The 26,649-nt window shown below is 72.3% G+C and carries 21 protein-coding genes; 6 read left to right on the top strand and 15 right to left on the bottom strand.

Annotation, left to right across the window (positions count from 1 at the left end; translation table 11 throughout):
* Nucleotides 1–2: 2 nt before the first annotated feature.
* Both fxlM and MXD60_RS10520 read left to right on the top strand, forming a co-directional pair.
* On the top strand, nt 3–2,078 hold the full coding sequence (gene fxlM / locus MXD60_RS10515; RefSeq protein ID WP_248818832.1) for a methyltransferase, FxLD system: 2,076 nt from the start codon (nt 3–5) through the stop codon (nt 2,076–2,078).
* The gene (locus tag MXD60_RS10520) at nt 2,075–3,301 is read left to right on the top strand and encodes a hypothetical protein (RefSeq protein WP_248818833.1); all 1,227 of its coding nucleotides are present in this window, start codon (nt 2,075–2,077) and stop codon (nt 3,299–3,301) included. Before fxlM ends, MXD60_RS10520 begins: the two co-directional genes overlap by 4 nt.
* 313 nt (nt 3,302–3,614) lie before the next feature.
* On the opposite strand, the gene MXD60_RS10525 is transcribed toward MXD60_RS10520, so the two are convergent.
* Both MXD60_RS10525 and MXD60_RS10530 read right to left on the bottom strand, forming a co-directional pair.
* On the bottom strand, nt 3,615–5,009 hold the full coding sequence (locus tag MXD60_RS10525; protein WP_248818834.1) for a putative type IV secretion/conjugal transfer ATPase: 1,395 nt from the start codon (nt 5,007–5,009) through the stop codon (nt 3,615–3,617).
* A complete protein-coding gene (locus tag MXD60_RS10530; RefSeq protein WP_248818835.1) occupies nt 5,009–6,556 on the bottom strand; it encodes an SCO6880 family protein in 1,548 nt (515 codons plus the stop codon). Before MXD60_RS10530 ends, MXD60_RS10525 begins: the two co-directional genes overlap by 1 nt.
* Nucleotides 6,557–7,573: 1,017 nt before the next feature.
* Between MXD60_RS10530 and MXD60_RS10535 the strand changes: the two genes are divergently transcribed.
* Nucleotides 7,574–8,032: a hypothetical protein gene (locus MXD60_RS10535; protein WP_248818836.1), complete on the top strand. Its 459-nt coding sequence runs from the start codon at nt 7,574–7,576 to the stop codon at nt 8,030–8,032.
* A gap of 249 nt (nt 8,033–8,281) precedes the next feature.
* Here the strand turns inward: MXD60_RS10535 and MXD60_RS10540 are convergent, their stop codons facing one another.
* The 12 genes from MXD60_RS10540 to MXD60_RS10595 all read right to left on the bottom strand — a co-directional run bounded on the left by MXD60_RS10540 (nt 8,282) and on the right by MXD60_RS10595 (nt 18,811).
* A complete protein-coding gene (locus tag MXD60_RS10540; RefSeq protein ID WP_248818837.1) occupies nt 8,282–8,683 on the bottom strand; it encodes a hypothetical protein in 402 nt (133 codons plus the stop codon).
* A 214-nt stretch (nt 8,684–8,897) separates the two neighbouring features.
* Entirely contained in the window at nt 8,898–11,768 is a 2,871-nt protein-coding gene (locus MXD60_RS10545; protein WP_248818838.1) for an SARP family transcriptional regulator, read from the bottom strand.
* A 201-nt stretch (nt 11,769–11,969) separates the two neighbouring features.
* On the bottom strand, nt 11,970–12,383 hold the full coding sequence (locus MXD60_RS10550) for a hypothetical protein (protein WP_248818839.1): 414 nt from the start codon (nt 12,381–12,383) through the stop codon (nt 11,970–11,972).
* Entirely contained in the window at nt 12,380–12,832 is a 453-nt protein-coding gene (locus tag MXD60_RS10555) for a hypothetical protein (RefSeq protein ID WP_248818840.1), read from the bottom strand. The genes MXD60_RS10550 and MXD60_RS10555 overlap by 4 nt, the downstream gene beginning before the upstream one ends.
* Nucleotides 12,829–13,281, bottom strand: coding sequence for a hypothetical protein (locus MXD60_RS10560; protein ID WP_248818841.1), 453 nt, complete (start codon nt 13,279–13,281; stop codon nt 12,829–12,831). Before MXD60_RS10560 ends, MXD60_RS10555 begins: the two co-directional genes overlap by 4 nt.
* Nucleotides 13,281–13,562 (bottom strand): hypothetical protein, encoded by a 282-nt coding sequence (locus tag MXD60_RS10565; protein ID WP_248818842.1) that lies wholly within the window; start codon nt 13,560–13,562, stop codon nt 13,281–13,283. Before MXD60_RS10565 ends, MXD60_RS10560 begins: the two co-directional genes overlap by 1 nt.
* Before the next feature lie 7 nt (nt 13,563–13,569).
* Complete coding sequence (locus MXD60_RS10570) at nt 13,570–14,442, bottom strand: type II secretion system F family protein (RefSeq protein ID WP_248818843.1); 873 nt, start codon at nt 14,440–14,442, stop codon at nt 13,570–13,572.
* Nucleotides 14,439–15,353, bottom strand: a complete 915-nt coding sequence (locus MXD60_RS10575; protein WP_248818844.1) for a type II secretion system F family protein — start codon at nt 15,351–15,353, stop codon at nt 14,439–14,441. The genes MXD60_RS10570 and MXD60_RS10575 overlap by 4 nt, the downstream gene beginning before the upstream one ends.
* Entirely contained in the window at nt 15,353–16,702 is a 1,350-nt protein-coding gene (locus tag MXD60_RS10580; RefSeq protein ID WP_248818845.1) for a TadA family conjugal transfer-associated ATPase, read from the bottom strand. Before MXD60_RS10580 ends, MXD60_RS10575 begins: the two co-directional genes overlap by 1 nt.
* Nucleotides 16,699–17,487 (bottom strand): SAF domain-containing protein, encoded by a 789-nt coding sequence (locus MXD60_RS10585; protein ID WP_248818846.1) that lies wholly within the window; start codon nt 17,485–17,487, stop codon nt 16,699–16,701. Before MXD60_RS10585 ends, MXD60_RS10580 begins: the two co-directional genes overlap by 4 nt.
* The gene (locus MXD60_RS10590) at nt 17,484–18,371 is read right to left on the bottom strand and encodes a hypothetical protein (protein ID WP_248818847.1); all 888 of its coding nucleotides are present in this window, start codon (nt 18,369–18,371) and stop codon (nt 17,484–17,486) included. The genes MXD60_RS10585 and MXD60_RS10590 overlap by 4 nt, the downstream gene beginning before the upstream one ends.
* Nucleotides 18,347–18,811 carry a hypothetical protein gene (locus MXD60_RS10595; RefSeq protein ID WP_248818848.1) on the bottom strand — a complete coding sequence of 155 codons (465 nt, stop codon included), beginning with the start codon at nt 18,809–18,811 and terminating at the stop codon, nt 18,347–18,349. The genes MXD60_RS10590 and MXD60_RS10595 overlap by 25 nt, the downstream gene beginning before the upstream one ends.
* A 655-nt stretch (nt 18,812–19,466) precedes the next feature.
* Here MXD60_RS10595 and MXD60_RS10600 point away from each other — a divergent pair.
* From MXD60_RS10600 to MXD60_RS10610, 3 genes are all read left to right on the top strand, one after another.
* Nucleotides 19,467–20,159 (top strand): hypothetical protein, encoded by a 693-nt coding sequence (locus MXD60_RS10600; protein WP_248818849.1) that lies wholly within the window; start codon nt 19,467–19,469, stop codon nt 20,157–20,159.
* 354 nt (nt 20,160–20,513) lie between these two features.
* Nucleotides 20,514–21,167, top strand: coding sequence for a DUF2637 domain-containing protein (locus MXD60_RS10605; RefSeq protein ID WP_248818850.1), 654 nt, complete (start codon nt 20,514–20,516; stop codon nt 21,165–21,167).
* 258 nt (nt 21,168–21,425) lie between these two features.
* Nucleotides 21,426–21,803 (top strand): hypothetical protein, encoded by a 378-nt coding sequence (locus MXD60_RS10610; RefSeq protein ID WP_248818851.1) that lies wholly within the window; start codon nt 21,426–21,428, stop codon nt 21,801–21,803.
* Between the two features lie 223 nt (nt 21,804–22,026).
* Here MXD60_RS10610 and mobF read toward each other — a convergent pair whose 3' ends face one another.
* Nucleotides 22,027–26,364, bottom strand: a complete 4,338-nt coding sequence (gene mobF / locus MXD60_RS10615; protein ID WP_248818852.1) for a MobF family relaxase — start codon at nt 26,362–26,364, stop codon at nt 22,027–22,029.
* Between the last annotated feature and the right edge of the window lie 285 nt (nt 26,365–26,649).

Below are 26,649 nucleotides of genomic sequence, written 5' to 3' on the forward strand. Positions count from 1 at the left end.
ACATGACCATGTCCCTGGCCAGCGAAGGCTGGTGCCAGCTCAACCTCGCATGCGCCGACTGGCGCGCAGCCGAACGGATGGCCACGGCGCATCTGCGCCCGCTGCTCGTCGACGCCGGCCACGCCGGCGCCGTCGAGGCCTGGTGGTTCGTCCGCAAGGGTGACACCTGGCGGGTACGGATTCGACCCGCCCACGAGCAGGTGATCGACCAGATGGCCAGCACCCTCCTGCGTGAGGAGGCGATCGGCTCGTGGACGCAGGTCCGCTACGAGCCGGAGACCCAGGCCTTCGGCGGCCCAGCCGGCATGGAGATCGCCCACGAGCTGTTCAGCGTCGACAGCCGACGCCTGCTCGAACACCTTGCCCAGGCCGGCCCGCACCTGCGCCGCGAACTGCCCGTCGTGCTTGCCGCCCGATTCCTGCGCGCTGCCGGCCTCGACACCTACGAGCAGGGCGACTGCTGGCACCAGCTCGCCACCCACCGCACGCCGGTGACGCCGCCGGCGGCACCGGAACCACGAGCCCTCCTCGCCGTCCACACATTGATCACCGCCAGCGCCGACGCCCCGCAGAGTCCCCTGCACGCGGACCCGGCCTGGGTCGACGCCTTCGAACACGCCGGCCGAAACCTGGCCGCGCTCGCCGCGGCCGGAACCCTGACCCGCGGCCTGCGCGGCGTCCTCGTCCATCACCTGCTGTTCCTGTTCAACCGGCATGGCGTCGGCGCCACCGACCTGTACGCACTCGCCACCGCCGCCAGCACGGCCATCTTCGGGTTGCCGGACACCAGCCCCACTACAGGGACCCCCGTCAGCAAGCCCACGTCCCAGGCCAACAACTCAGCCTCGAATGACCACCACGACCCGGACGACGCCGCCGCCGACCGGGAGCAGCGGGCCGCGCAGCTGCGTGACGCCCTCACCGACTACATCGCCGGCTGGGGAACGTTCCGCACACCTCAGATCGAAGCCGCCTTCCGCACGGTGCCGCGCCACCGGTTCCTCCCCGGCATCGACCTCGACACCGCCTACGGCCGCAACCCGATCGTGACCCGACGCGCCGCCGACGGCACCTCCCTGTCGTCCGCGTCCAGTCCGACGCTCGTCGCCACGATGCTCGAACAACTCGCCCCGCAGCCCGGCCACGCCGTGCTGGAGATCGGCACCGCGACCGGCATCAACGCCGCGCTCCTCGCCGAACTCGTCGGCCAGGCCGGCGACGTCGTCAGCATCGAACTCGACGACGACCTCGCCGCCAGCGCAGCCGACCACCTGCGGGATACCGGCTACCGAGTACACGTCGTCTGTGGCGACGGCGCCCTCGGACACGCGCAGTGCGCCCCCTACGACCGGCTGATCGTCACCGCCGAGGCCACCGACCTGGCCCCTGCCTGGTGGGACCAACTGCGCGTCGGCGGCCGAGCCGTCGTCCCCCTGCGCCTGCACGGCAGCGGCCTCACCCGCGCCCTCGCATTCGACCACGACGCGCCCGGCCGGATGACCAGCACCTCAGCGGTCGTCTGCGGCTTCGTCCCGATGCGCGGCAGTGCTGAGAGCACCGCCGGGCACGTCCGCCTCGCCGACGACGTCATCCTTAAGATCGACATAGCCGAGTCGTCCGACCACGCCGCGCTCGCGGCAGCGCTGCATCACCCCTCGCAGCCACGGTGGACCGGGATCCGCGTCCGCCACGACGAACCCGCCGAGCACCTCGACCTGTGGCTCGCCACGACCACCGACCGCCAGTTCGGCCGTCTGTCCGTCAGCACCGCCGCCCGCACCAGCGGCATCGCCGACCCCGCGCTGCGTTGGGGCGGCGCCGCACTCCACGACGAGGCCGCCCTCGTCTACCTCACCGCCCGCGAACCCACCGACGACGCCCTGGAACTCGGCATCACCGCCCACGGACCGGACAGCGACAAGCTCGCCGCCCACCTCGCCGATCTCCTCGACACCTGGGCCCAGCACCGCCCCGCCCAGCCCACGATCACCGCGCACCACGCTGCCGACCCGGCACCGGTCACCAGCAGCGGCACACACCTCCGGCGCCCCCACACACTGTTCACGATCAACTGGTGAGCGCCGTGACCACCACCTGGCCCACTACCAGAACCGGCAGCACCGGCGGATCTTCCCGCCCCCAGGCCCGGCTCCGCGAACACGGCCCCACTCGCCTGATGAACGGCGGCGACCGAGATGCCATCCTCCGGACCCTCCCGCAGCGGTTTCCGCTACTGCCCAGACCGAAGCCAACCTGCGGCAGCCTCGCCGACCGCCTCGACCGGCTGCGCCACAAAGCGACTCTCGCACGCGAACACGACGACGCCGCGCTCCTTCACGCGGCCGAGGCCCTCAACCTCGCCGCTCTCATCGCGAGTGACTGCGACATGCCCCGCCTCGCCCGTGATCTCTGCTGGCGCCAGATCTACCAGTTCGCCACCGGACCCGGCCCCTACGACCACCGCACCGCGAAACTCGCCCTCCAGCCCCTGATCAACCTCGCCCGCCTCCACGCCCGCGACAGCGACGGCACCACCGCCTACCGCCTCCACGAAGAGATTCTCCACGCGGCCCGCGAACGTGGCGACCTCCTCATCGACGGTCACACCGTCCGGTTCGACACCCTCATCGCCGACGGCGAGGAGCAGACCTCCATCGTGCAGTGGCTGTGGACCGTCCTGCTCTCCAGCGGCCTGCGCGCGCTCTGCCAGACCGGTCGCTGGGCCGACGCCCACCACCACGCCCAACGCCACCACGGCATCGGCCAGCGTCTCCTCGACGGCCGCCAGATCGCCATCCTCGATCACGCCACTGCCGGCCGATCAGCGGAAGCGGCCGGGATGCTCGACGAGAGCGACACCCCCACCGACTGGGAACGTGCCGTCGCCGCATACCTACGAGTCGTCACCCGCACCCTGGCCGGCGACGCCAACAACGACGACATCGCCGCCATGACCAACAGCGTGATCGCCCTCAACCCCGACCCCGGCCGCGCAACCTTCCACCTCCGCCTGGTCGCAGCAGCCGCCGGCATCGCCCGCGACAGCCACCAGACCGCGTGCGTAACCAGCTTCGCCAAGGAGCACCTCCTCGGGCAGGCCAGCCACGATGCCTACCTCGCCCGGGAGCTCCTCACCGCCCTGCCCTGCCCAGCCCTCAGCGACGCCTACCGGTCCCAGATGCACAACATCGTCCGCCAGGCCGGCCTCGGAACACCCCTGGCCACCGACGACCTGGACACGCTGATGAAAGCAGCACGCCGAAGCGAAACCGCCCTCGCCACCCAGCTACGACGCCCCTGATGATCGCCTCACGATGGGTCCGCGGAACCATCTGGCGACGGCCGACTCCGGACCAGCGCCGGCGTGAGAGTCCGGCGCCGGCGAGGCGGAGTCCCAGTTGGCGTCGGGAGCCTGCTCGGGGCCGGGGTCGGGGTCGGCCGGGGCATTGGACACGATGATCCTCCCTGTGGCACCGCCGGTAATGATCCCACTGCACCCGGTTCACCGGGCGACAGCGGGTAAAGCGAGAACGCCACCCCCAACGCCACCCCGGGCGACGCATCGGCCGGTCCAGCCCGGGAAGGCGTATCGACCAATGACGCCAGCCGGTCCCCTACGAACCGTCCGGCTCGCTCGGACGGCTCCGGCGGGTACCTGCGCGCATGGCGGTGTCGGTGTCGGCGAGGGTCCAGTCGTCGTCGGTGATGAGGTGGTCGACGAGGGCGGGGTGAGGACCGACGTGCCACAGGGCGGTGAAGGGTGGGAGGTCGCCGAGGATGGCGGCTTCGGTGGCGGTGAGGCCCAGGTCGGTGAGGAGGTGGCCGACCTGTTCGGGGTTCTGGTGGAGGAAGACCCGGACGGAGGTGGTGTTGAGCAGGCCTTCGGCGATGTGGGCGGTGGCGCTGCCGGTGTCCGTCTGGGATCGCAGGTCGGCGACGGCGTGGGTGATGAGGATGTTCGCGGCGCCCCACTGGCGGCCGAGTCTCCACTGGTCCTGGAGGAATCGGACGATGGCGAGGTCGTCGAGGGCGATCCAGGCCTCGTCGAGAATCATGATCGTGTGCTGGTTGTTCTGCCCGTACATGACGGCTTGCAGCCAGCTGGCGGTGGCGGTGAGGACCAGGCGCAGCGCACGGCGGTGGGTCAGCAGCGCGGACAGGTCGAGGATGAGGCCGGGGGCGTGATCCCACAGGCCGGGGGTGGTCGGGCCGTCGCAGATGCCGCGCAGGTCCTGCTCGAGCAGGGTCGCGCAGGCGTCGAGCAGCGGGCGGCGCCGGTCGAGGAGCTCGGCGTGGGTGGTGTCGAGGTCGGCGGCGAGGTCCTGGCTGGGCGCGGCGAGCAGGCGCCGAACGTCGACGAGGGTGGGAGCCGGCCCCTGTGCGGTGGAGAGGTGACAGGCGACGGCCGACAGCAGCCGTCGCTCGCTGATCGGCAGGCTGGCCTGGTCGAGGGCGATGGCGATCAGCGCCGTGAGCACCGCGGCGCGACGGGCAGCCACGTCATCGAGGCCAGTCCGTGCTGAGGTGTGCGGGATACCCGGTCCGGTGTCGAGCGGGTTCACGCGCAGGCCCCCACCGGGGCGTAGGCGCAGGGTGGCGAAGCCGAGCCGTTCGCCGAGCAGGGTCCATTCGCCCTTGGGGTCGATGACAGCGGTGAAACGGCGCCGCCCGGTCAGCGCGGCGTGTGCGGCGGCGCGGTGGACGTAGGACTTGACGATCGCGGACTTGCCGTAGGCACCGGCACCGGAGACGACCATGTTCGGGCCCTGGATGAGGCCGGCCTCGTAGGCGTCGACGAGGTCGAAGGTGAAGGGGCCGCCCGCGAGCCGGTTGGCGCCCAGCAGAACGCCGTGCTCGCCGAGGCCGGCTTCGATCGACCAGGGGTTCACGACGCCCAGGTGCGCGGTCGTGGCCGTGTTCCATGGCAGCGCCAGCCGCGCGCCAGACCGTCCTCTCCGTTCATGGCGTCGGCGGCGGCCTGGGTCGCGGCCGGCCGTCTGGTCTGGCATCAGGGTGCCCCCATCACGGACTGCCGGGGCACCAGCCCGAAGGGCAGGGTCGCCGGCCATGCCTGGTGGTGTCGGCCGTGCAGCGGGCGGACGTCGACGATGCCGCAGCGGGCGGCCAGGTCAACGATCGCGGCGCAGGCGCCGTCGAGTTCGCCACGGCCGGGCGCGGCGATGTCGAGGAGTCCGAGGTAGGCGTACTCCGGATAGCCGGCGGTGAGCTCGGCGTCCCGGCGGTCCACGTCGTCGTGCGCCTGGTGCAGGCCGACGGGGACGCGGAAGGCGTGCCGGTCCCGCAGGTGCACGGCGGTGTCGATGGACACGCTGTCGGAGTTGATGCGCCGGCGCGACGCCCGCCACGGCACCGGGCGCATCGCAACAGCGAGGGTGCGCACGCACGGCACCTCGTGCAGCAGCGGATCGAGCCAGCCGGGACGCAACCCGCCGCTCGGCCAGCCAGCGACCCAGAAGACCCGGTGCCAGGTCGCGCCGATCCGCATCGCGTCCCAGGAGGTGTGGACGTCGAGCCCGTCCGCCGGCACCCGACGCGGGCGCCGCGCGGCGTCTGTGTCGGGCAGGTGGGCGCGGGCCACCAGCCCCGGATACGAGGAGAGATCAGCCGCAGCCGGGCCAAGGCCTGTGTGCCCCAGCGGATCGGCGTGGTCGAGCACGGTGTCGGTGAGCTCCTCGGCGGTCAGGACGGCAGCGACGTGCAGGCCCGCCGCGGTGCACCGCTCGGCCAGCATCTCCAGAGCGGCCAGCGCGGTGTGCCGGGCATCGGCCTGGCGACTCGCGCGGGTCGGGCGGACGGTCAGCCACAGCCGCAGTTCGTGGCAGGTCAGGAGCGGCCGGGCCTCGGCGAGCACGTTCTGATACGCCAACACCTCCGCCGCCGCCGAAGCCGGTCGGGACGTGGGCTCGGCCGGAGGGTCCAGCGAGGCTCCGAGACCAGAGCGGACGGTCCATCCCAGCTGGGCGACTGGGGCCTCCCGGGCGAACTGGCTGAGCACCCGGGACCATTCCACGACCCTCCGGTCCCGTCCGGCGCCGTCGAGCAGGCCGAACGGCCCGCCCCGCACGTCGAGGACAGCGGTGATCGTCCTACCGGATCCATCCCAGACGAGACCCGCTGGCTCCCCGCTTCTGGTCGGGACACGGCATGCCGCCGGCGACGCGAGCAACTCCACCGACCGAGAAAGGCCAGGCACCTCCACCCGGCCCGCCGCCCGACTCGTGCACCGATCTTCCCCCGCCCCATCGCTGGATTGCGGACGTCGTCGCACTCGGTCGACGCGTGCGCGAAACAGGTAGCCGATCACCGCTGGCAGCGCATGCACCAGCGGAGCGCCACCGGCTCTGGTGAACGCCAGCAGGAGACAGCCGACGAGAATCCCGACGCCGAGGATCACGCCCATGCTGCCGCCGAGCAGCGTCGGCAGCATCGCGAGCCCGCCGGCCCCGATGGCGACGAGAACGACCTGCGGGACGCTCGCGCCGAACAGCGCCGTCCCGGCCCGCCGCGGCACCAGATAGTAGTTCGGTTCGCTCATGGTCCACTCCGATCATCACGTGGCGTCCCGACGCCGCCTGGCCTGGGCGGACGGGCAGCCGGCCGCCGCCGCCAACCTGGCGGCGCCCCAGGCACGCCGCGTCGCGACGCGCCGTCCTCGCTGCCCAAGGAAACGGGCTGCGAAGCGGCTGGTTTCCCACTGGTTGGCGGCACCGCGGGCGCCGTCGCCTCCCTTGAACGCGACGAACCCGGCGGCCGAGAGGCGCCCTGCGACCCCGGCTGTGCCGGCGGCCTGGCCGATCCCGGCGCACCAGGTGAACCGGGCGGATCCGACGATCTCGGCGGGCCGGGCGGGCTCGACGCACCGGGCAAACCCGATGACCCGCGTGGTCCTGGCGGTCCCTGCGGTCCGGCCGGGCCGGTGCCCGCTGACCGGTGGCCGCTGGTAGCGCCGTCGTCCGGTGGAGTCCGCCGCGAACCGGACCGCCCAGCCATACCGCCGCCGGCCGTTCCGCCCCCGCCATCGATCGGCCCCCGACGCGCGGGAGCTGCCCCGCCGGGTCCCTGATCGCCGTTGTCGCCGGGACCACCACCCGCGGGTCCCTGGCCCGGACGCTGTGGACCGCCACGCGGTGGGCGCCCTCCCCGTCCGGGATCAGGCAGGCTCCGCGGTGGGCCCTGTCTGCCCGACCCCCGCGGGCCGGAGTCACCGGGCCCATCTCCAGACGGACCGCTGCCTCCGGGCCCGCTGCCCGGGTCTCTACCGAGCCGGCCACCTCGCCCTGCGCTGAGTCCTCCCCGACCGGCGAATGCCTGAGCCCAGTACGCGGTCTGCGCCACCTGCATCGCCGCCCGGAACGGTGCGCGCGACACCCCCTGCGCCGCCAGATATGCCTCGGTCACCGGGATCAGCCGCCACACCACGAAGGGCATGAACACGGCCACCCCGAGCACGGCCAGGCCGGTCAAATACCGGCCCCATCCACCAGGCGTAGATCGATCGCCATCGGCGGCGATAAGGTCCGCGCCGACCCGCAGCGCAACGAAGATGGCGGGCTTGGCGAACGCGATCGCCACCGTCATCTTCACCATCTGCCCTGCGGCCTGGCGCGCCGGGGGCATCGTCATCCCGGCGAACGACAATGGCGCCAACGCGGTCACGATCAACGTGAGCACGTTACGCACAACCAGCTCAAGGAAGATTATTACTACCGCCAGAAACACCATCACGTTCACCAGAAGGCCGGTTATATCCGATGCCGGCGACGGGGAGATGATCGCCAGTATCTTGTCCCCGCCGTCGCTCGGGAGTATGGCTTCAGCGATGACATCCGTCAGGGAGAGCAGTCGATCAACAGACCACGGAAAGACGAGGATCGCGAGCACAGCCAGGGGGAGGTCTCGTACCAGTCGCGCGAGCGCCCTGCCCGGCTCTCCCGAGAGCATCGCCGCCGCCACTCCGATGGCGGTCGCTCCAGCCAGCAGCAGGCAGGACAGCGAGGCCACCGTCTGGTAGGCGCCCCCTTTTCCGATGAAGAATGTCGCGCTCACCTCCGGCCGGGTCGTCGTCGAGCCGAAGTCCCCCGCCAGCGCCTTCGTCTGATCTCCCAGCGAGTCGACAAACCAGCCGATCACCAGCTTGATGGCACCGTTGGCGACCGCCGACGGGGCCTGGCGCAGATAGTTCAGGATCATTGTGTGGACGTCCCATATCGCACTCAGGAGCCGAAGATCGCACGGTCGACCGCAGAGCGATAATCAATGACTATTTGGCCAGCCAGGCAATAAGATCCGGGGCATACACGATGACGATGGCGCCAGCGCCGCCACCCAGCAGCATCCCCATTCCGCGATTAGCCTGCGGAGCCGACCCTGACACGCGGCCGACACCGAGGGCTGCGCCCCCGATGATGGCGACCGCGACGCAGCATACTTCAGCGATCCGCGACAACGTGTCGAGCAGATCCATAATGCGGTCTTTCGCCGGCATGTCGTGCCAGTCTGGCGTCACGTCAATCGGCTGCGGGGGCGCCGGAGAGTCCGCAAGCACCAACGCCGGCTGCTTCGCGGCGAGCAGCAGTCCGACCGGTCGAGCGGGCTCCACCGCCGCGAACGCCGGTCCGCCGACGCCGATGAACGCCCCGGTCACCAGGACGAGAATGGCCACGCCGCACCGCCACCGCCGGCGTGCGGGCCCTTCGCCGCGGCACGCACGCGCACGAAGCCCGGACCGGCCAGAGCCTTTGATCATGGACACCTCCGGGAGTACGGGATTCTTCGCACTCCGGATGTGTGAACTGGCTCCCCCGAATCGGAAGCCGCCGAGAGGGGGAAAACAGGTCGCCGCTGCACGCCGAACTGTTCCGGCGGCAGCTCCGGCGTTAGTGCGCCTCCTGCCCGGGCCAGGCCCCGGTGCCGCTCGGAGTGGGAGGCAGCGGCTGCCTCAGCAGAGAGTGGTGCAGCTCTTCGAGATCGCGATCGGTCTCGCCATCCCACAGAGGATCGGCTCGCTCGGCGCGTAGGTAGGCGTGGTACTCGGCGCGGATCGCGCTGCGGTCGCCGGCCTGTGCGTAGGCGCGCATCCGGCGGGCGAACAGGCCGGGATGTGCGGGGAGGACCCCGAGGCCACGACGGGTGGCGTCAAGGACCGCGCCGGTGTCGCCGCGGCCGAGTTGGTGATCGGCGAGCAGCAGCGCGGCGCGGATGACGGTGGTGGTGAGCTGGGAGCCGAGTTCAGCGTCGAGCCAGGGCTGGCGGGCGGGAGTACCCCGGACGAGGTCGAGTCCGGCGGTGAGCGCGGCGATGGCTACCGCGGGGTGATTCCGCTGGGCTTCCGCGTGCGCGATGAGGGCGTGGAGCAGGTCGAGGTCGGTCACGACGGCGGTATGAAGGGTGATGGTGGTGCGGCGGGTGGGGAGCCACTGTCGGGCCTGTTCGCCGGCGAGGGAGGCGAGGATCCCGCGCGCGCGGCCGAGCTGGTTGTTGATCGAGCGGGCCTGCGCGCCGGTGGGCCAGATCGCGGCCTCCAGGTCGGTGCGGGTCCGGCCGCGGTGTGTGGCGAGCCAGGCCAGCACCTCGAAGGTGCGTTCGCGGGCGAGCTCGGCGGGTGGACGGCGGCCGTCGCGGCCGACGACCGTGAGGGGGCCCAGCAGGCCGATCATCACCTGCCAGTCGGGGCCGGTGTAGGGCTCGGGCTCGGAGGCGGCGGGCGGTGGCGGCACGGCGTCCGGCGCCTGGTCCGCGTCGTCGAGGAGGAGACCGAGGTCGCGGAGTTCGTCGGCTGCCAGCTGGAGTGGGCGGATGTGCAGGCCCAGCGGGTCGAGGCGCCACATCGGCTCGGCTTCGGGTCCCGAGGTCCCCTCGAAGACAAGCCGCCAGGTGGCCTGCGCCCCGGTCGCCGGGCCACCTGCTACCGCGGTGACGACGGCGAGTCCCTGGCCTCCGCCGCTGACGAGGTTGGCGAGCCCGGCTCGGGCCTCGACGTCCTCGGGTATCGGGCGACGCGGCACTACCAGGGCCGCTGTGGGCTCCCAGTTCTCGGCGGGAACCGTGGCCCGTGCGGCGAACGTGGACGGTTGGCCTGTCATGGCGAGGGCTTCACGCAGAACGCGCAGGCCGGGAGTGATCCGGTCGAGGAGGTCGGGGAGGTCGTCGGCGATGTCGACCCGGTTCTCGTCGAGGAGTCCGAAGGGATCGAAACCAACCGCCTCGACGCGCGGTCGCGCGGCGAGCGGGGACAGGGCGAGGGTGGCGAGCAACGCTCGCGCGAGCGCGCGTAGCCCGTCCCCACCGGTGTTCCCGGGGTCGAGGGTCAGGCTTCCCAGGGCTTCGAGGTCGGCGTAGAGCTCGGCGCCGTCGGGTTCGGTGCCCAGCTGGACGAGCAGCGGGCAGGGAGGCGGCAGTGTGGGAAGCGGTGGCAGCGAAGCCGTGGCGGGCAGAACCCAGATGCGGCCACCGACGAAGGCCAGCCACGGCGCGGGGGCAGCGGGTTGTGGATCGCGCAGGTAGACGTCGATGGTGTCGTCCGGGCGGACGAGAACAACCATCGGCTCGGGACCGTCGGCCAGGCCGGGCGGCCTCGTGCCCGGCGCGGTCGTGATCCATTGGGCGGCGAGCGTGCGCAGCGCGGCGTCGAGGCGGGATAGGCCGGTGGGGTCAACCGTGGCGAGCACCGCGGTGTGCAGCGCGGCGGCGCGGGGGTCGGGTCTCGGTGGCGCGCTGTTCCGGTCGACCGTCTGGTCGCGCCGTCGCCGGCGCGCGGCGATCGTCGCCGCGACCGCGGCGGTCAGCAGGCCGGCGGCGCCTACCCAGACCGGCGTGGTTATCGGCGAGGCGCGGTGATCGGCAGGGCGGGTGCCGATCGGGCGCGGATAGGCGCGGGCGACTCCGGTTGGCGATGGCCGCGGATGTGAGGAGGGTGCCGCTGGGCGCGAGCTGCCGGGGCCGGGGGACGGTCTCACGCTGCTGGGCGTGGGAGCTGCCTTGCTGGGAGGCGGCCCGCCTGGCCCGGACATCAGCATGGTCGGTAGCACGACGGCCGGTGGTTGGTCCGTTCGCGGCGCCGACGGCGGGGTCGGGTGCGCCGTGCCGGGAGGCACGAAGGGCGCGGCTGGTCCGGTCTGCGTGGCCGTGGGGCTGGCCGGCAGGCGAAGCAACAGTCCGGGGTTGACGACGTTCGGATCATGGAAGTGTCGGCCGGCAGGATCCGTCACGCCCACGTTGGCGCGGAACACCTGCTCGACCAGGCCGGGAATATCGCCGGGTCGGGCCTGCGGATAGGCGCCGCGGGTGATACTCCAGAGCGTTTCGTGCGGGAGGACCAGGTGCGTGGCCGAGGCCGGCGCGGCGCCCGCCGCTGTCGAGGGCCGGTCGGCTGGCCTGGCCGGCGCGGCGAGCGCGGCGCGGGCGGAGAGCAGGCTGACGGCAACGGAGGCGAGCGCCACCCAGCGCGCCGCGCCGCGCCGCAGCGCGCCCGGCGCGGGTGGGCGCCATCCGGCTGCCGGTGCGCCGGCCAGGCGCGAGGCACGCGCCTGGGCGGCCACGACGTGACGTCCACGGCGCCGCTGGGCCACGGCCTCCGCGAGGATGCAGAGGGTCAGGTAGGCCCAGATCAGCCAGGCCGCCACGGCGATGGCGTCCGGGAGAACGTCGGGGTTGAGGTAGCCGCGGCTGGCGAGCGTGGCCCAACGGGTCGGCTCCCAGGTGGTGGGCAGCGGGTAGCCGCGCCAGGTCGCCAGGAAGGCGGGAACCATGATGAGGAAAGCCAGCAGTCCGATCAGTGCGCCGAGGCCGCGCAGGGCCTCGGCGCCGGACCGGTGGGTTACCTCTGTGGCGTGTGCCCGATGCCGGCGAGGCGGCGGTGGGCCACCGGGTCGCGATCCGGACGGAGATGGGGACCGCCGCGAGAGCCGGCGGTCTGAGGTGAGCTGGGGCATGGCTGGTACTCCGCTGGCTTACGGGCCGCGCAGCGCGATGGCGGACCGGGTCTGGACGACCGTCGCGCCGGTGCGTCCCGACGCGGCGAGCAGGACATAGGAGACGCGGGTCCGCACGGTGACGGTCACGATGTCTCCCGTGACGGTCACCGTGCCGCTGACACGGTGGTGGTCGAGGTAGGCCGAAGCCGCCGACGCGGCGGCCTCCGGGTCGAGCATCGGTTCGCCGGCCCGCAGCGCGGACGGCTCGATCTGTTGTGCACCGACCCTCGCTGCCTTCCCGGCGAGATCGGAGGCGTCCGCGTTCGCGTACAGGACCCGGCCGGCGTCGGTAAGCAGGCCCGCGAGCAGGACCGCGCCGGCGAACAGCGCGGTGAGCAGCAGGCTCACCGAGCCCTGGTCGCGGCGCGACGTGGATCGGTGGAGGTTCATGGTGCCCGCAGCCCGCCGCGGTACCGGTCGATGATCTCGTCGCTGCTCGCGGTGACGACGCGAGTCGGGCCGAGGACGGGATGGAGGCGGCATCGCACGGTGACGGTGATGATCCCGCCCGGGGCGAAGCGGCCGACGTCGGTAGTGATGGTCTCGCTGCCCGCCGCGCAGGATGCGCCCGCCAGCTCCCGGTGTCCGACCGCGTCCGCCTGCAGGTCGGCATCGGCGGGCGTCGCGGCGAGCGACGCGGCTCGTGCCGCTTCGCGCGCGGCGCTGCGGACGCCGGCCCGGCCCTGCTGGGTCTGGAAGGCCACCGCGATGATCGCCACCGCGGCCAGGAAGATCGCCCAGCCGGCCGCGAACTCGACGGAATGCGCCCCTTCGTCCCGTCTCGAGAGGACAGCGCCACGCGGTGCCATCGGTTCCAGGCCTCGCCACGAGGCACTCACGATGGCCCCGTCATGCCTGCTGCGATCACATCGTCTGGTAACGCGACCGCCGGTTGGGGGACGAAGCGCAGTCGCGGGCCGCTGGCGGCGCGGGTGACGGTCACGCCGAGGACGGAGGTGACGGTCACAGTCACCGTCACCATCCGCGTCCCCACCTGTGCGCGTGTCCGCACCTGCGTGACCGCGCGGCTGGAGCGGGCGAGCTGGTCCGCGACCGCCGCGGCGTCCTCGGCGGTTCCGTCCGGGCTCTGCATGATCTCGAGAGCACGTTGCGCGGAAGCCTCCGCCGCCTGGACGGCGAGCCATCGCATCCCCAGTCCGAGCGTGATCACGAGGAGGGTGATGACGCCGCCCAGCACAAGGGCGAGTTCCACCGGGCTGCTACCGGCGTCGGCCGTGGGCCGCCGACGTGTGGCGCCGACGCCGGTCTCGGCGGGAACCATGGCCATCACCGGCAGGTCGTGGGATCGGCGCTGGTGCACACCTCGTTCGCGACCTCGGTCGCCTTCGCTCGGATAATCATGATGACTATGCCGGCGACCAGGACGAGGCCGACCGCGATGACCGCGGTCGACAGCGCATCGCCCCGGTCATCGCCTCGCTCCGCACCTCGCTGTAGACGATCTGTCCACCACAGGTGTGCCAGGGTCAGCAGGACACCAAGTCGGCGCATCGTCGTCACTCCCTTCGCTGTCGTCTCGTCGGCACCCGGGACGCGGGGCCGATGCACCTGTCCGTCATGGGGTGGCGTCGATCCCGGTCAGGATGACCAGGAGAGGGATGGTGAGGAACGCGACGAACGCCAGGGCGACCACGACGGCTGGGAGCTCCATGGCCGCGTCCGCGGTCGAGGCCGTCAGGCGTGCGTGCGCCGCTTCCGCGGCCCGCAGGTGGGCGCTCTTGCTGCGCAGCGCGCCGACCGGGGACGCACCGCGCAGCGCGGTGCTGATCGTCAGCCGCAGCTCGGCGAACTCCGCCACGGGCACCTGCCGCGCGAGGCGATCCAGGCCGGCATCGGGTGGGAGCTGACGGGCCCAGGCCCACCGCAGAGCCAGGCGCAGCTGGGTGAAGGCCCACCCCCGGCCGGTGTCCGCGGCCGTCTGCAGCGCGGTGTGCAGGGGCAGCCCTCCGATCAGCAGAATCCGCACCAGATCGAGGTAGGCCGCAACCGCCAGCCGAACCTCCTGACGGCGCGCTCCGGCCCGACGGCGCAGCGGCCGGTCCGCCCATCCGAGTCCGGCCGGCAGCGCACCGACGCAGCCGAGCAGCAGGGCCGACGTCGGCAGTGGATGTCCGCTCGCCGCTGTCAGCACGGCCATCGTCGCCACGACGCCCAGCGCGGCCGAAATGCGGATCATCCTGGCGACTGTGTGATGGGCCAGGTCGACACCGAGAACCGCGAGATCCTCCGCAAGCAGTAGCCGTCGGGCCTTCGTGGGACCGACGACACGGGTCAGCCAGCGCGCCACCGCCGCAGCGATGCCGCTATCGCCACGCGGCTCAGCACCCCCGCTGCCGGTGCGCAGGCTCCGGCCGAGTAGCCACAGGCCACCACCGGCGGTCGCGCCACACAGCGCGGGCGCCGCCGCAGCGGTGAGCGGGCCGATCATGCTGCGTCGCTGTCGCTGAAGAGGTCGGGTACCGCCCCCGGCCGGGACATCCGGATCAGGGACCGCACCGCCAGCGCCACAGCCCCCGTGATCAGAACCACGGCGGTTTCCCCCCAAGCCGTGCGGTAGGGCGCCGCCATCGCCGGCCACAGCATCAACACGCCGACCACGGACACGGCGAACAGGCCGAGCAACAGGCTCATCGACCGGCGGTAGCGGGCCCGGGCGGCGTGCAGGTCCCGCAGGACAGCGACACGGTGACGGGTCACCTCCACGTGCTCGGCCATCAGCCTGGACAGATCACCGGCCCCGCGCCGGTAGGTCAGGGACAACACGGCGACGGTCGTGGCGACCAGCGGATGCGGCACCTCGGTACGCAGGCCGGCCAGAGCGACGGGCAGCGACTGCCGCTCCAGACGGCCGCGGAGCCGGGCCATCGGCGCGGCGAGCGCGGGTGGCGGCAGCTGGCAGGAGGCCAGTACCGCAGCCCGCAGCGGCTGGCCCGCGTCCAGTTCCTGGCGCACCGTCTCGCACCAGGTCGCGGCCGCCTCACCCAACTCGGTCAGCTCGTCCGCCCCCGGCTGCCGGCGGACGCCGCCCACCAGCCACCCGCCAGCGATCCCCGCCGTCGTAAGGGCAGGCACCCCGACGGCAATGCCAAGAACGAGGCCGCCGACCGCGCCGCCGGCCACCGTCCGCCAGGCGACGTCCCCGATGCGCCCGCGCCATCCCGACGCGGTGTCTCGACGCTCCCAGCGGACACCCGGTGGCGCGTCCGCACCCGCTCCTCCGCGACTCCGGCCGACGGCGAGGTTCCCTCGTCGCAGCGCGGTAGTGACGAGTAACCAGCAGCCCAGCCCGACCAGCGCCCCGGACATCGCCCCGGCGAGAAGCCGCGCTCCCCCGCCCATCACGTCGCCCTGGTTCTGCGGCGGGCCGCGAGCGCCGAGGCGCCGACTCCGGCGGCACGCAGCTTGCCAGCCAGCTGGTCAGAGAACTCCAGGTCGGTACGCACCGCGCGACGGGACCGCGGGTCCCAACGCCACAGCTCCGACGACGTCACCCGCCCGTCGCGGTACTCGGCCACCTCACGCAGGGCGGTGACCACCCGCCGGCCCGCCACGGCCGCGACGTGCACGATCAGGTCGACCGTCGCGGCGATGGTCTCCAACGCCGCCGCCTCCGGCACCGGATGCGCCTCGAACGCGGCGTAGGTGCGCAGCCGCGCGACGACATCAGCGGCGCTGGGTGCGTGGATGGTCGCGGCCACCCCCTGCGCGATGCCCTGCCCGACGGCGAGCAGCAGCGGCAGGACACCGCCGTCCGGGCGAAGCTCGCCGAGGAGCACCCGGTACGGGGTCTGCCGGCGCAGGTTCTCGGCGAGGTAGCGGGCCATCGAGTACTCGCCGCGGCCGTCGACGTTGCGTTCCCGGGCTTCGAACTCGACCAGGTTGCGAAACCGGTTGTGGTCCAGGAACAGCTCCTGCTCGTCCTCGACCGTCACGACACGATCAAGGATCTGCTCCTGCGGGGTCGCGTTGATCCACGCTCGCAGCAGCGTCGTCTTCCCGGCGCCCGTCCCACCCGAAATGATCAGGCCGAAGGGCTGCCGCATCGCCGCCGTCCCGGCAAGCAGGTCGGCGACGTCCGGGGTGAACATGCCCGCGTCGGCCAGACCGTCCAGCGTGTCCAGGCCGGGCGCGAACAGGCGGCAGTCGATGTGGGTCAGCTGGGTGACCCGCGACACCGCGTGCACCCGTACCCCGGTCGGTAGCCGGAAGCGGACCGAGGGATTGGCCTCATCGAATCGGCGGCCGGCCAGGGCCGCGTGCTCAGCGACCCACTCGAACGCCTGGGCGTCACTGCCGAACGGCGAGCGGCCCTCGATCCGATCGCCGCTGCCCCGCTCGGTCAGTACCAGGTTGACCGCGCCGTTGACCTCGACGTCGGAGAACCTGTCCGCGAGCAGGAACGGACCGAGTGGGCCCAGCGGCGACTGGGCCTGCCGGACGAGCAGCCGCACCTCGTTCTCCGCCGCGGCATCAAGCTGCGGCAGGTCGGCGGTGCCGTACCGAACGTCGGCCAGTTGTCGGGCCAGCAACTCTTCGGCGAGCGCGGCGCGTTCCGTGGCGCTGAATCGGCGGCCGGCGCGGCGTGCCGCCACGACCTGGCGCTGGACCGCGGTGTTGATCGTCGTTGCGAGCTCCTCGACGACCTGCGTGTCGCCCCTGGACCCGGTAGCGACCGGTGGCGATATCACCCGGCACCCCCTTCGCCAGCGGAGCCCTGCCCGCTACCACCGAGGTCGTCGCCCTGGTCAGCGCGCGTGGCGCCGGTTCGGCTCCCGCTGACGTCGCCCCCGGCGTGCTGTGTGGAAGCCTGCGATCCGGTACCGACGCCGAGCAGGCGAACGCCGTGCTCGGACATCGCAGCCGTTTCCACCGCCTCCGCGCTCTGCTCCGGCAGGGTGAGGAAGACGACGGTGTCGCCGGGACGGCCCGACGTTGCCTGTGGGCCGACGCCGGCGACCTGAACCTGGCGAGTGAGGATCACAGCCCGGCTCGTCGACGGGTCCAGCCCGACGACGCTGACGAGGTCGCCGGGCCGGATCGAAGGTGACGGCAGACCGTCCGGGCTGACCGTCACCCCGATCGAGACAGCCCCGGCGGGTGTGGCCACCGAGCCGACCATGTCCGGGCTCACCAGCGTGCCCGCCGGCAGATCCAGCAGCACCGGACGCCCGACGAGCGTGCGGCGCCCCGTCGCCGGGGAGACGAGCCGAACCGGGCCGCCCTGCGCGTCCACCCCGACGACGGCGAGGTCCGCCGGCTCCACGACCGTGCCGCGCGCCAGGGGGCGGGCGAGCGCCACGACGTTGACGCGCCGCGCGCCGTCCGATGACAGCCACAACGCGCCCGCCGCGCCTATGGCCATGAGCAGCAGCGCGAGCGCCGCGCCGGCCCAACGGCGCGGCGGCGCTGCCCGGCGCGCGTCCGGTTCGTCGGCCATCCAGTCGTCATCCGCCGGTTGCTCGGGGCTGGTCATCGGCTCGCCCTTTCCACCGCTTCGATCTCCTGCACGGAGACGGGAATCGTCATCCGTGTTGTCACCCCGGGGAGCAGGTCGTGTTCGCCGTCGCTCGCGGCCCAGGTCACGGCCCAGTCGATGGCCAGGGTCGCGGGCCAGGCGCGGCCGTCGGGGGCGATGGTCGAGGCGTTCCGATAGGTGTAGGAGCAGGCCGGCGGCGTGGCCGGCGCCGGCATGCCGGCGGCGAACACCGGCCCTGGTCCCGCGCAGGACACGGCCGGCGCGCCGTCGCCCGGGTCGAACCGCAGCACGGTGGGGGTCGCGGTCACCGTCACCGACGCGGCCGGGATCCGCGCCGACGCCACCACCGGCGCCCACTGCCCCGGCACGGCGAACCACACGGGCACTCCGACCACCACCGCCGCCGCGGCGGGAGAGAAGCTGCCGTGCGGAGTCGGCAGGCGGCGACGTACCTCGTCGACGGCTGTCAGAACCGCGTCGGTGACCACCGAGACCCGCAGCCACTGCCACCTGACGACCTGACCGGCACAGACCCGTGCGTAGAGTCGAGACCTGCTCCCGTCCGGTTCGATCCGATCCACGTCGATCAGGCCCACGGACTCCGGTCGAAGTGCGGGCAGCCGACTGGCCGCCGCCACGCCGACCTCCCAGCTACACACCACCGGATCCGCGACGGACCCCGACAGCACCGCGTTATGAGCCTTCGCGGACTCGACCGAGCTGACCAGGGCGCCTGCGCCCTGGTCGACACTGGCGGCACCGTCAGCGACGCCGCTGCCCGCCACCGCCCAGCCCATCGTCGCCGCGTTGGCCGCATCGGTGCACAGGACCAACGTGCATAGGGCGGCGCCGGCTATCAGGAGTGCTCTGACGGCGGGCATCCGTCTCGTCCTTTCCACGTGTTCACGACGGTGGCCGCGTCGATCTGCCACACCGTCCCCTTCACCCAGGTGAACAGAGTCCTGTCGCTGCGGGGGACGTCATCAACAACGATCTCCGACCCGTCGGGCGCCCGGTTACGGGCATCGAAGACGACACCGTCGTCATAACCGCAGACCGTCGCGACCACGGTCTCCCGCTCACCAGCGACGGCCACGTCGATCTTCTCGATGACGTAACGGTTCCCAGCACCCGCCCGGCCGGCATAGCCGCGTTGAGCGAGCAGCCCCAACCATTCCCGGGTAGAGCGGGCCGGCGCGCCGGTAGCCGTGTAGCTGGCCAGCAGCCCGTCGACTCTCCGCTCATCACCTGGATCTGCCACCGCAACGAGGAATGCCTGGTAGTACCTTTCCTGGGCCGCGTGGATTTCCCTGTCAACCACGTCGACAGACTCCCCGGAGGTGGCCGCGGACGGAGCGGGTCGCGACGGGACGGACCCCGGCGAACGCGCTGACTCTGTCGCCTCCACACGCGGGTCACCGTCCACACCACCGCGCGCATGCCCACAGGCCGCGCCGAGGACAGCAACCAGGAGGACAAGGACTGGAAAGGGATGGGCGAGACGGGGACAGGGACTCGCGGACATCGCAACCTCCGGAAGAATAATTCCGGTCACGGAAAAACGGATCCCGCCGCCACGGCAGCGGAAGCAAACGCAGCAGCCACCGCCGCTGCGGATCCCCCCGAAAGACCCACTCATACACACAGGCGCGGCGACCACCAAGCCGCCACAGAGCCTCGCCGACCGCAGGGGCACACCTTTCCTGCGATGATCAGCGCGGCGTGGAACTCCTATGTCCTGTACTGCTCATACACGTTGGTACCACACGCGCTGGAATTTGAAAAATCCACCTACAACCATAACCACGAGAAACATAAAACAAGGCGGTCGCGGGCCGTACAGTGCAGTCGCATCGGCTCCCGCCGGCACCGGGTGCGTCGACCGTCGCGACGCGTGCGAGCCGACTTATGGATAGCGGGCATCGGAGCCGACGCCGCCGAGCCCGCTCCCGACCGCCCGACCCGAGGGAGCCACTATGACCCGAAACTTCGAGCCGTACCTCGCCCTTGGTGACGACGGCACCAGCCTCACCGTGCATCAGCAGGTAGACGGCCCCCAGAGCGAGCCGCTCATGCTGCTGCGCGTCACCTCCCCGCGGACCGGCCTCGCCACCGCCCACCTCACCACGGCCAGCGTCCGACTCCTCCTCGACGCTCTCCGCTCCCACCTCGCAACAACAGACCCAGACAGTGACCCTCGTCATATCGCCGTGGACGCGCCGACGGCGGCCGATCCCGACCCGGACGACTTCGACCCCTGGGCCCTCCCACCCGCCCCAGGGATCGCCACCGATCCCGGCACCTTCGAACTCCACCGAGCCCAGACGTCGTTCACCGACGCGAGCCGCGAACGCGACCGCGCCGCCGCCTGGCTCGCCCGCGCCCACCTCCAGCACGCCGCTTACGCGACCGCGCTCACCTACCCCGAGGCAACCTGGATCACCGTCGAACTCTCCACCACCGACACCGGCGCCATCCGCCCCAGCCTCCTCGCGGTCCTCACCCCGACCGGCGACACCGTGATGGACAGCGACGGCGACCACCCGGCCTTCCACCAGCTCGCGCTCCAGGTAGAACACGCCATCCTGACCGCGCTGACGATCGCCCCCGGCCACCTCACCTGGACCGGCCGCCGCACGCTTCACCTCAGCCACTACGCCACCTGGTAGACCGACATGCCCCTGACCATCGGCACCCTCACACCCCCACCAACCCAGACGACCGCGACAACGACACCGGCGCCGAGACCCTCACAGCCAGAACCAGCCGGACCACCGCCCACGAATGCGGCCCGCAGACAGTCCGCGAGCCCGACAGAAGCCGCCGGCGCCGCCTCAACCACCCCGGAACCCGCGACCACAGCCGCGGGCACGCCCACCGCACCGCAGTCCCACCCGCCGGCGGCGTCGCGGACTGCCCCGCCCCGGCGCCGATGGCGAACCGGGGACCTCTGGATCCATCTCGCCACGGTCGTCGCCGTCCTCGGCGTCGCTGCCATCGCCGCCGTCGTCAGCTACCGCCACATGCGCGCCGTCGCGCTGCTCCACGGCGAGGACCCCACCAACGCCGCGATCATCCCGCTGTCCGTCGACGGCCTCATCATCGCCGCGTCCATGACCATGCTCGCCGACAGCCGCGCCCACCGACAGCGCTCCTGGCTCGCCTACACGCTGCTCACCCTCGCCTCCGCCGCCAGCCTCGCCGCCAACGTCATGCACGCCGAACCCGACCTCGCCGCCCGCGTCATCGCCGCCTGGCCCAGCGCCGCTCTCATCGGCGCCTACGAACTCCTCACCGCCCAGATCCGCGCCGCCGTCACCACCGCAACCGAGCATCCGAGCGTTCCGGCCGCGCCACGCGCCGAGCCGACCACCTCCACGCCCACCGCCACAGCGGCCGCGATATCCACCCCAGGCACTGCAGCCAATGAGGGCGGCGACGGCTCCGGCACCTCACCAGCTCGGAAGCCGGCCAGATCCGGGACAAAAAAGGAGAGGCTCCAGGAACTTCTCGCAGCCCTGCCACCAGACGACCCCAGATCCGACTACGCCCTCGCCAAATACCTCGCCCCCCTCGTCGGCCTCCACGAGGGCACCGCCCGCCGTTACATCCCCGACCTGCGGCTCTCGACGAGCCGCGCTGGACCGGACCGCGTCCACCATCGCTCGAAGTACTGAGCCGCCACTACGCCCGCGCCGCGCCGGGGCCGTCGACAACCCCGGCGCCCGCCCTGGCCCTGCTGGTCTGCGGGAGCTGCGGCGGTAGTGTCCGACCGCCGGACCGGTCCGCTCGGAAGGCGACCGGGCCGTGGCCGCCGCTACTCGGATCCAGCGCGGTCATCCCAGCCGCCCCACCGCCTGCACGCCAGGGAGCCCCACCCGGACGGTACGATCTCTCCTTCGCTACCGGGGGGACATATGCGACGGGTGTTAGTCATGTTCATCGCGGCTACTCTGTGCGGCTGCACGGGCACGTCCAGTGGCAGCTCGGGATCGTCGAGCAGCTCGGGAAGGTCAGCGGGCGACCCGCCCGCAGCGGTGAAACTCGCCAACCTCGACGGGATCGCCGACCCGTCCTCGGCGCAGGTCGCCGAGTACCAGCAGGCGCTCACCACGCTGGACAGCGGGTGCGGTGGGACCGATGACGCAAACGCGGCGTTGGTGCATGCCACCAGGGACCTGGATGCGAAGGACGGCGTCCACGACTCCGAGTTGACGATCGCGCAGGCGGTCGCTCAGACCGCTGCCATGGGTGCGGTGAAGGACTGCAAGGAATTGTTCGCCGCGTGGGCGACGCTGCGCGACCCGGGCTGATCCGGTAGCGGCCCGCGACCGGGAATCAGCGACGGTCCCAGGCTGGATGGGCTGGCTGATAGCTCCGAGACACCGAGGCTATGACCGCGATGACTCGTTGTGTAGCGGCGAGCAACAACACGCTATCGCAGGCGGACTGGTGCACTGCGTTCGCCACCGGCTGTGCTCACCAGATGGTCAGGCCACAGGTTGCGCTCGTCCCGCGGAGCGGGGTCGCGCCTGCCTACAGGTCGAGAGCGGGTGTGCGCGCAGGGCCCAACATGAGGACCCGGCTGTAAGCGGTCGCGGTGCTCGGGTCGGTGGGCGGCTCGCCGATGGCTTGACGCCGCGGGTTGGTGTCGTCGTCACTGGTCGCCGAGATGCCATAGGGCAGGCCGAGGTGGCGATGGCGGAACTGTTCGACGGTCTCGGCCCGGCTGTCCCATGCGGCGGCGTCCGGTTCGTTGCTGGGCCGGGTGCCGAGGAGTCCGGTCAGGTAGTCGGCGGGATCGGTGCCGGCCCGGAAGACGGCGTGAGCGATCTGTTGGTCCAGGGCCGCTTCGATCAGCTGGAGTTCGTCCCGGCCGTCCGTACGGATGCCGACGGCGGGCTCCGGAATCTCATCGCTGTCCGGCCCCTGCCGGCCAAGGGTTGCTGTCTGGGTTGGCAGAAGACGGCGGCGTTCGGCGGCGAGGTGGGCGGTTGGTCTGCGGGCCTGGTGGTGGATCTCGCAGGTGTTGAGCAGGCCGACGAGTTCGGTCCAGTCCTCGCGCGCCGGCCGTGGCCGCGGGAGCAGGTAGTCGGTGGGTATGAGTCCCTGTTGCTTGCACAGTGTGGCGACTCGATGATCGAGGACGGCGGCACCGGTGCGCGCCGTGGACTGTTCGTGGCTGGTGAGGGCGGCGAGGAGATCGTCGGGTGGGTGGCCGTGGTCGAGCAGGGCGTGCAGGCCGGCGATGGCTCGCGTCCGGGGTACGTGTTCGGCCTGGCTGTGAAAGCGGGCGCGGGTCCGGTTGGGTAGTCCGTCGGCCCAGGAACGGGCCAGGTCTACAGCCTGGTCGTGGTGGAGTATCCATCGGGTTCGTAGGGTTCCGGCGGGTTCCTCCGGTGGGGGTGGTGGTCCTGGTTCCTGGGGTGGGACGGGTGGCTGGTGGCGGGCGTGGTGGATGGCGAGCGCGCCGACGGTCCGGTCCCACCGGGCGCGGTCTGTCCCGGTTGCGGGGCGCGGACCGATGCGAGCGACGAGGCCGGCGGGCGGGTTGGCGACGGCGTTGGCGGCCAGGGCCGCTTCGGCGGCGAGTTCGGCGCGGCGGTGCACGGCCGGCGCCACATCCACCGAGGTGGGCGTGCCCAGGTCCGCGTCGCCGGCCGTGGCGCCGGGGGTGGCGCCCGCGGGCAGGCGGGCGAGGTCGGACAGGGTGTGGGTGCGGCGCAGCCGGTGCGCTGCGTGGGCGAGATGGTCGTGGTCGCTGGCGAGGCGTTCGGTGCGGGACTGGGCGAGGTGCTCGGTGATGCGCTGCAGCGGTCCGGTCGGGTCGCGCAGGACGGGTAGCCAGTCTTCTTCGTCGAGGTCGGCTTCCAGATCCGCGCGGCGGATGATGTAGGCGGCGAGGTCGGTGCGGGCGCGGGAGAGCATGACGTAGAGGCCGGCGCGGCTGGTGTCGTCGGGCGCGACGGCGCGGGCGGTCGGCATCGAGGAGCCTTCGGCTTTCGCCGCGGTGATCGCGTAGCCGTGGCCGAGACCGCCGTCGCGGCCGTCGGAGAACCGGTGGGTGAGGTAGTCCCACGGCACCCGCACTGTGCCTTTGCCGGCGAAGCGGACGGTCACAGCCTGCCGATCGGGATGGTCGTGGTCAAGGTGGACATCCACGATCCGGCCGAACGTGCCTGTGCGGATGTAGGCGGAGGCGGGTTTGCCGTCGGGGACCAGGGTGTGGCCGGCCTGGGTCAGGGTGATGACCTCGTCGCCGACCTGGAAGTCCCGGCCCGCCACGGTCAGGACCGGGCCGGTGAGGGTGCCGTCGGCGACCAGGCGCTCGCGGGCGGCGCAGGCGAGGAGATCGACGTCGCGGGTCGTCCGTTCGGCCATCATGCGCGATGCCGCGCCCAGTGGCGTCCTGGCCGCGCCGGCGGTCGCGCGGTGCGCGGCGCGTTCGGCGTACCAGTCGTCGACGACCTGGGCGAGAAGCGCCTCCCGGGAGTCGAACAGGCGGATCCGGCCGTCCGCGGCCAGCAGGTCGAGGGCCCGGCGCGCCGACGCGCCGGTGTCGGCGCGCAGCGCGCCGAGGGCGGCGCGGACCGGCGCGAGCGCCGCGCCGGCCTGCCGGTGCAGTGCGCCGAGTCCGGGCACGTCGGGGGCGGCGGCGACGAGATGGGCGTACCAGCCGCCGGCGCCGACCGCGCCGAGCTGCGCCGGGTCACCGAGGAGGATCAGCACGGTGCCGGTGCGCGCGGCGTAGCGCAGCAACCGGGCGGCGTCGCGGGTGGCGACCTGGGTTGCCTCGTCGAGGATGAGCACGCTGCCGGCCGGCCAGACCCGGCTCAGATCGTCGGTGTGGTCCAGCAGAGTCAGCCAACCGGACACCACCCGGCCAGGAACGGCGATCCGCTCGACGAGTTCCTCGGTCTGCCGGCCGCCGTGGGCGGTAGCGAACACCTGGCCGCCTGCGGCGCGGACGATCCGGGTGAACAGCCGCATTGCCTCGGTCTTGCCCGACCCGGCCGGGCCGATCACCGGCCGCACCAGATCACCAGAGATGAGGAGCCGGCTAACCAGGTTGATCTGCTCCGCCGTCAACACCACCGGATCGGCGGCCTCACCGCCCCGCTGGCCGGGTCCGCCACCCGCGGTCGCTGGCGCCGTGCCGTCAGGCTGGGGTGGTCGTGCGGCGCCGAGGTGGGCCTCGAGGACGGCGGAGTCGACGAGGAGGCGTGGCGGAGCCCCAGCGTCGACCCGGCCCTGCCGGCAAAGGGCAAGCAGAGTGTCCTCGACTTCGAGGAGTTCCTGCGTCGTATAGACCGGCTCGGGGTCGCGCCGTGCACGAGGCGTAGCGCGGCCGAGCAGGACGATCCGCTGATCGGCCAGCACCCGGTCGGTGAGCCGGTCGATCTCGCTCCCCGGCAGGCGGTCCTGCGACCAGGCCGCGACTTGGCGGACCACGGCCTGGCGGTCAAACGTCGGGGTCTGCTCGGTCAGCCCAGTCGGTCCGGTAAGACGAAGGCACAACTCGGCCAGTTCGTCCCCGTCGATTGCCGCACCGCGGACCGGCGCCCCGCTGCGTGTGTCCGTCGCGGCGAGGCGTCGGACCTGGTCTGGTGTCCACCCGGCGGCGGCCAGCTTCTCGTGCTGGATGCGGCGGACCTGCGCATCTGCGAGGACCTTCTTCGCTGCCCGTGAGCCGCGTTGCGCGGCGGTGGCTGTCACCCCGCCCGGGGTCAGCCCGTCGGCGACGAGCTGGGCGTACTCGGCCTGGACCTCACCGTGCCGGGTCGAGAACGCCCCCAGCAGCTCCGGCGGGAATCCGGCGAGTTCGGCGACCCCGTTGCGTACCGGCCCCCACCGCACCCCGCGCCGCCGCGTCAACTCGTGGCGTAGTGCCGCCGCGCCAACGTAGCCGGCGGTCTTCACCTGGGCGAGAAACACCTCACCGTCCAACGCCCGCCAGTCCACCCGCGGGCGTCCTCGCTCGTCCATGACCGGCCGGCCCTGCTCGTCGGTCTCGGCGACCGCGGTCGCGTTGACCACGATGGAATGGACGTGCAGATGCGCCTCATCGCTGCGCGACACCTCATGCAGATACGACGCCGCCGCCAAGCCAAGACCCGGACGGTTGTGGCCGCCCACGGTGCCGACCACCCCGTGCCGTTCCAGGTAGGCGAGGACCGCGTCGACACCGACATTCATCGCCGCTGCGACATCCCGACGGATCTCCTCATCGCCGAACGCCCAGAGCAACGACACCGACTTCGGCGCCGAACACGTCACGTCGAAACCAAGGACCACCGCAGGCGGCAACCGGTCAGCACAGAACCGATCGACCTCCGCCACGCTCACCAACCACCGGCCAGTAGCCTCCTCCCGCGTCGCCGCCAAACGGGGACCCTGGGCAGATGATGCGGCGGCAGCCCCGGTCGTGTCCGCCGGCTTCGCCCCCGCCGCCGCTTCGGTCCGAGCCGCCAACTCGCGCAGGTAAGAAGCGCTCACGCCGGCACGCCGCGCCGCTTCCTCCAACGTCAGCATCCCGTCGCCCGCGCCACCCGCAGGCCTCCGCTGCCCCGCAGACGCCGCCCGGCCTGCCGAACCGGACCCTGACAACAGCGGCCGACCCGTGACAGCATGATCACCAGACAGCAGCCGCTCCAGAGCCACCTCAGACACCGGGCGGTCAGCCGCCAGCCCCACCAGGTAGGCCGCCGAACCGCGCGCCCGGCCAGGCGCCAGACCCTCGCCGTAATACCGACGCAGCGGCGCCATCGATGTCGGCTGCCCACCTTCCACATACGCCACCACCGCCCGCGCGGCCCGGGCCACCGCCGCCGCATCGCGCGCCCGCAGCGTCAACACCTTGACCGTCGTGATCACAGAGCGCGCCCCCGAAGTCGCCGGCCGTTCCGCCCGGGTGCCGTGCCAGCAGACGGCCGGACCGGCGCGGACAAGAATCACCCAGAAGATCATCCTCGTTGGGGACGGCATCGCCGGTGACCTCGCCAGGTACCTCCCCGGGGTCATCTCCACCGCACCAGCCAGCCGGGGGCCACCGCGGGCGCCGTCCATCCCATCCCCCGGGCGCGGAAACCATTCGTCAACGATCCCGAGATGCCGCCAGCCGGGACCGGCCACCGCGACGCGGCTCGCATCGCCATCGCG

This window comes from Frankia sp. AgB32, from assembly GCF_023243045.1.
In the GTDB taxonomy this organism is placed as follows: domain Bacteria; phylum Actinomycetota; class Actinomycetes; order Frankiales; family Frankiaceae; genus Frankia.

Coding starts and splice junctions, on each gene's coding strand:
- fxlM (WP_248818832.1), top strand. CDS start 3: ATGACCATGTCCCTGGCCAGCGAAGGCTGGTGCCAGCTCAACCTCGCA.
- MXD60_RS10525 (WP_248818834.1), bottom strand. CDS start 5,009: ATGCCAGACCAGACGGCCGGCCGCGACCCAGGCCGCCGCCGACGCCAT.
- MXD60_RS10530 (WP_248818835.1), bottom strand. CDS start 6,556: ATGAGCGAACCGAACTACTATCTGGTGCCGCGGCGGGCCGGGACGGCG.
- MXD60_RS10545 (WP_248818838.1), bottom strand. CDS start 11,768: ATGGTTCCCGCCTTCCTGGCGACCTGGCGCGGCTACCCGCTGCCCACC.
- MXD60_RS10550 (WP_248818839.1), bottom strand. CDS start 12,383: ATGAACCTCCACCGATCCACGTCGCGCCGCGACCAGGGCTCGGTGAGC.
- MXD60_RS10560 (WP_248818841.1), bottom strand. CDS start 13,281: ATGGCCATGGTTCCCGCCGAGACCGGCGTCGGCGCCACACGTCGGCGG.
- MXD60_RS10570 (WP_248818843.1), bottom strand. CDS start 14,442: ATGATCGGCCCGCTCACCGCTGCGGCGGCGCCCGCGCTGTGTGGCGCG.
- MXD60_RS10575 (WP_248818844.1), bottom strand. CDS start 15,353: ATGGGCGGGGGAGCGCGGCTTCTCGCCGGGGCGATGTCCGGGGCGCTG.
- MXD60_RS10585 (WP_248818846.1), bottom strand. CDS start 17,487: ATGACCAGCCCCGAGCAACCGGCGGATGACGACTGGATGGCCGACGAA.
- MXD60_RS10590 (WP_248818847.1), bottom strand. CDS start 18,371: ATGCCCGCCGTCAGAGCACTCCTGATAGCCGGCGCCGCCCTATGCACG.
- MXD60_RS10600 (WP_248818849.1), top strand. CDS start 19,467: ATGACCCGAAACTTCGAGCCGTACCTCGCCCTTGGTGACGACGGCACC.
- MXD60_RS10605 (WP_248818850.1), top strand. CDS start 20,514: ATGCGCGCCGTCGCGCTGCTCCACGGCGAGGACCCCACCAACGCCGCG.
- MXD60_RS10610 (WP_248818851.1), top strand. CDS start 21,426: ATGTTCATCGCGGCTACTCTGTGCGGCTGCACGGGCACGTCCAGTGGC.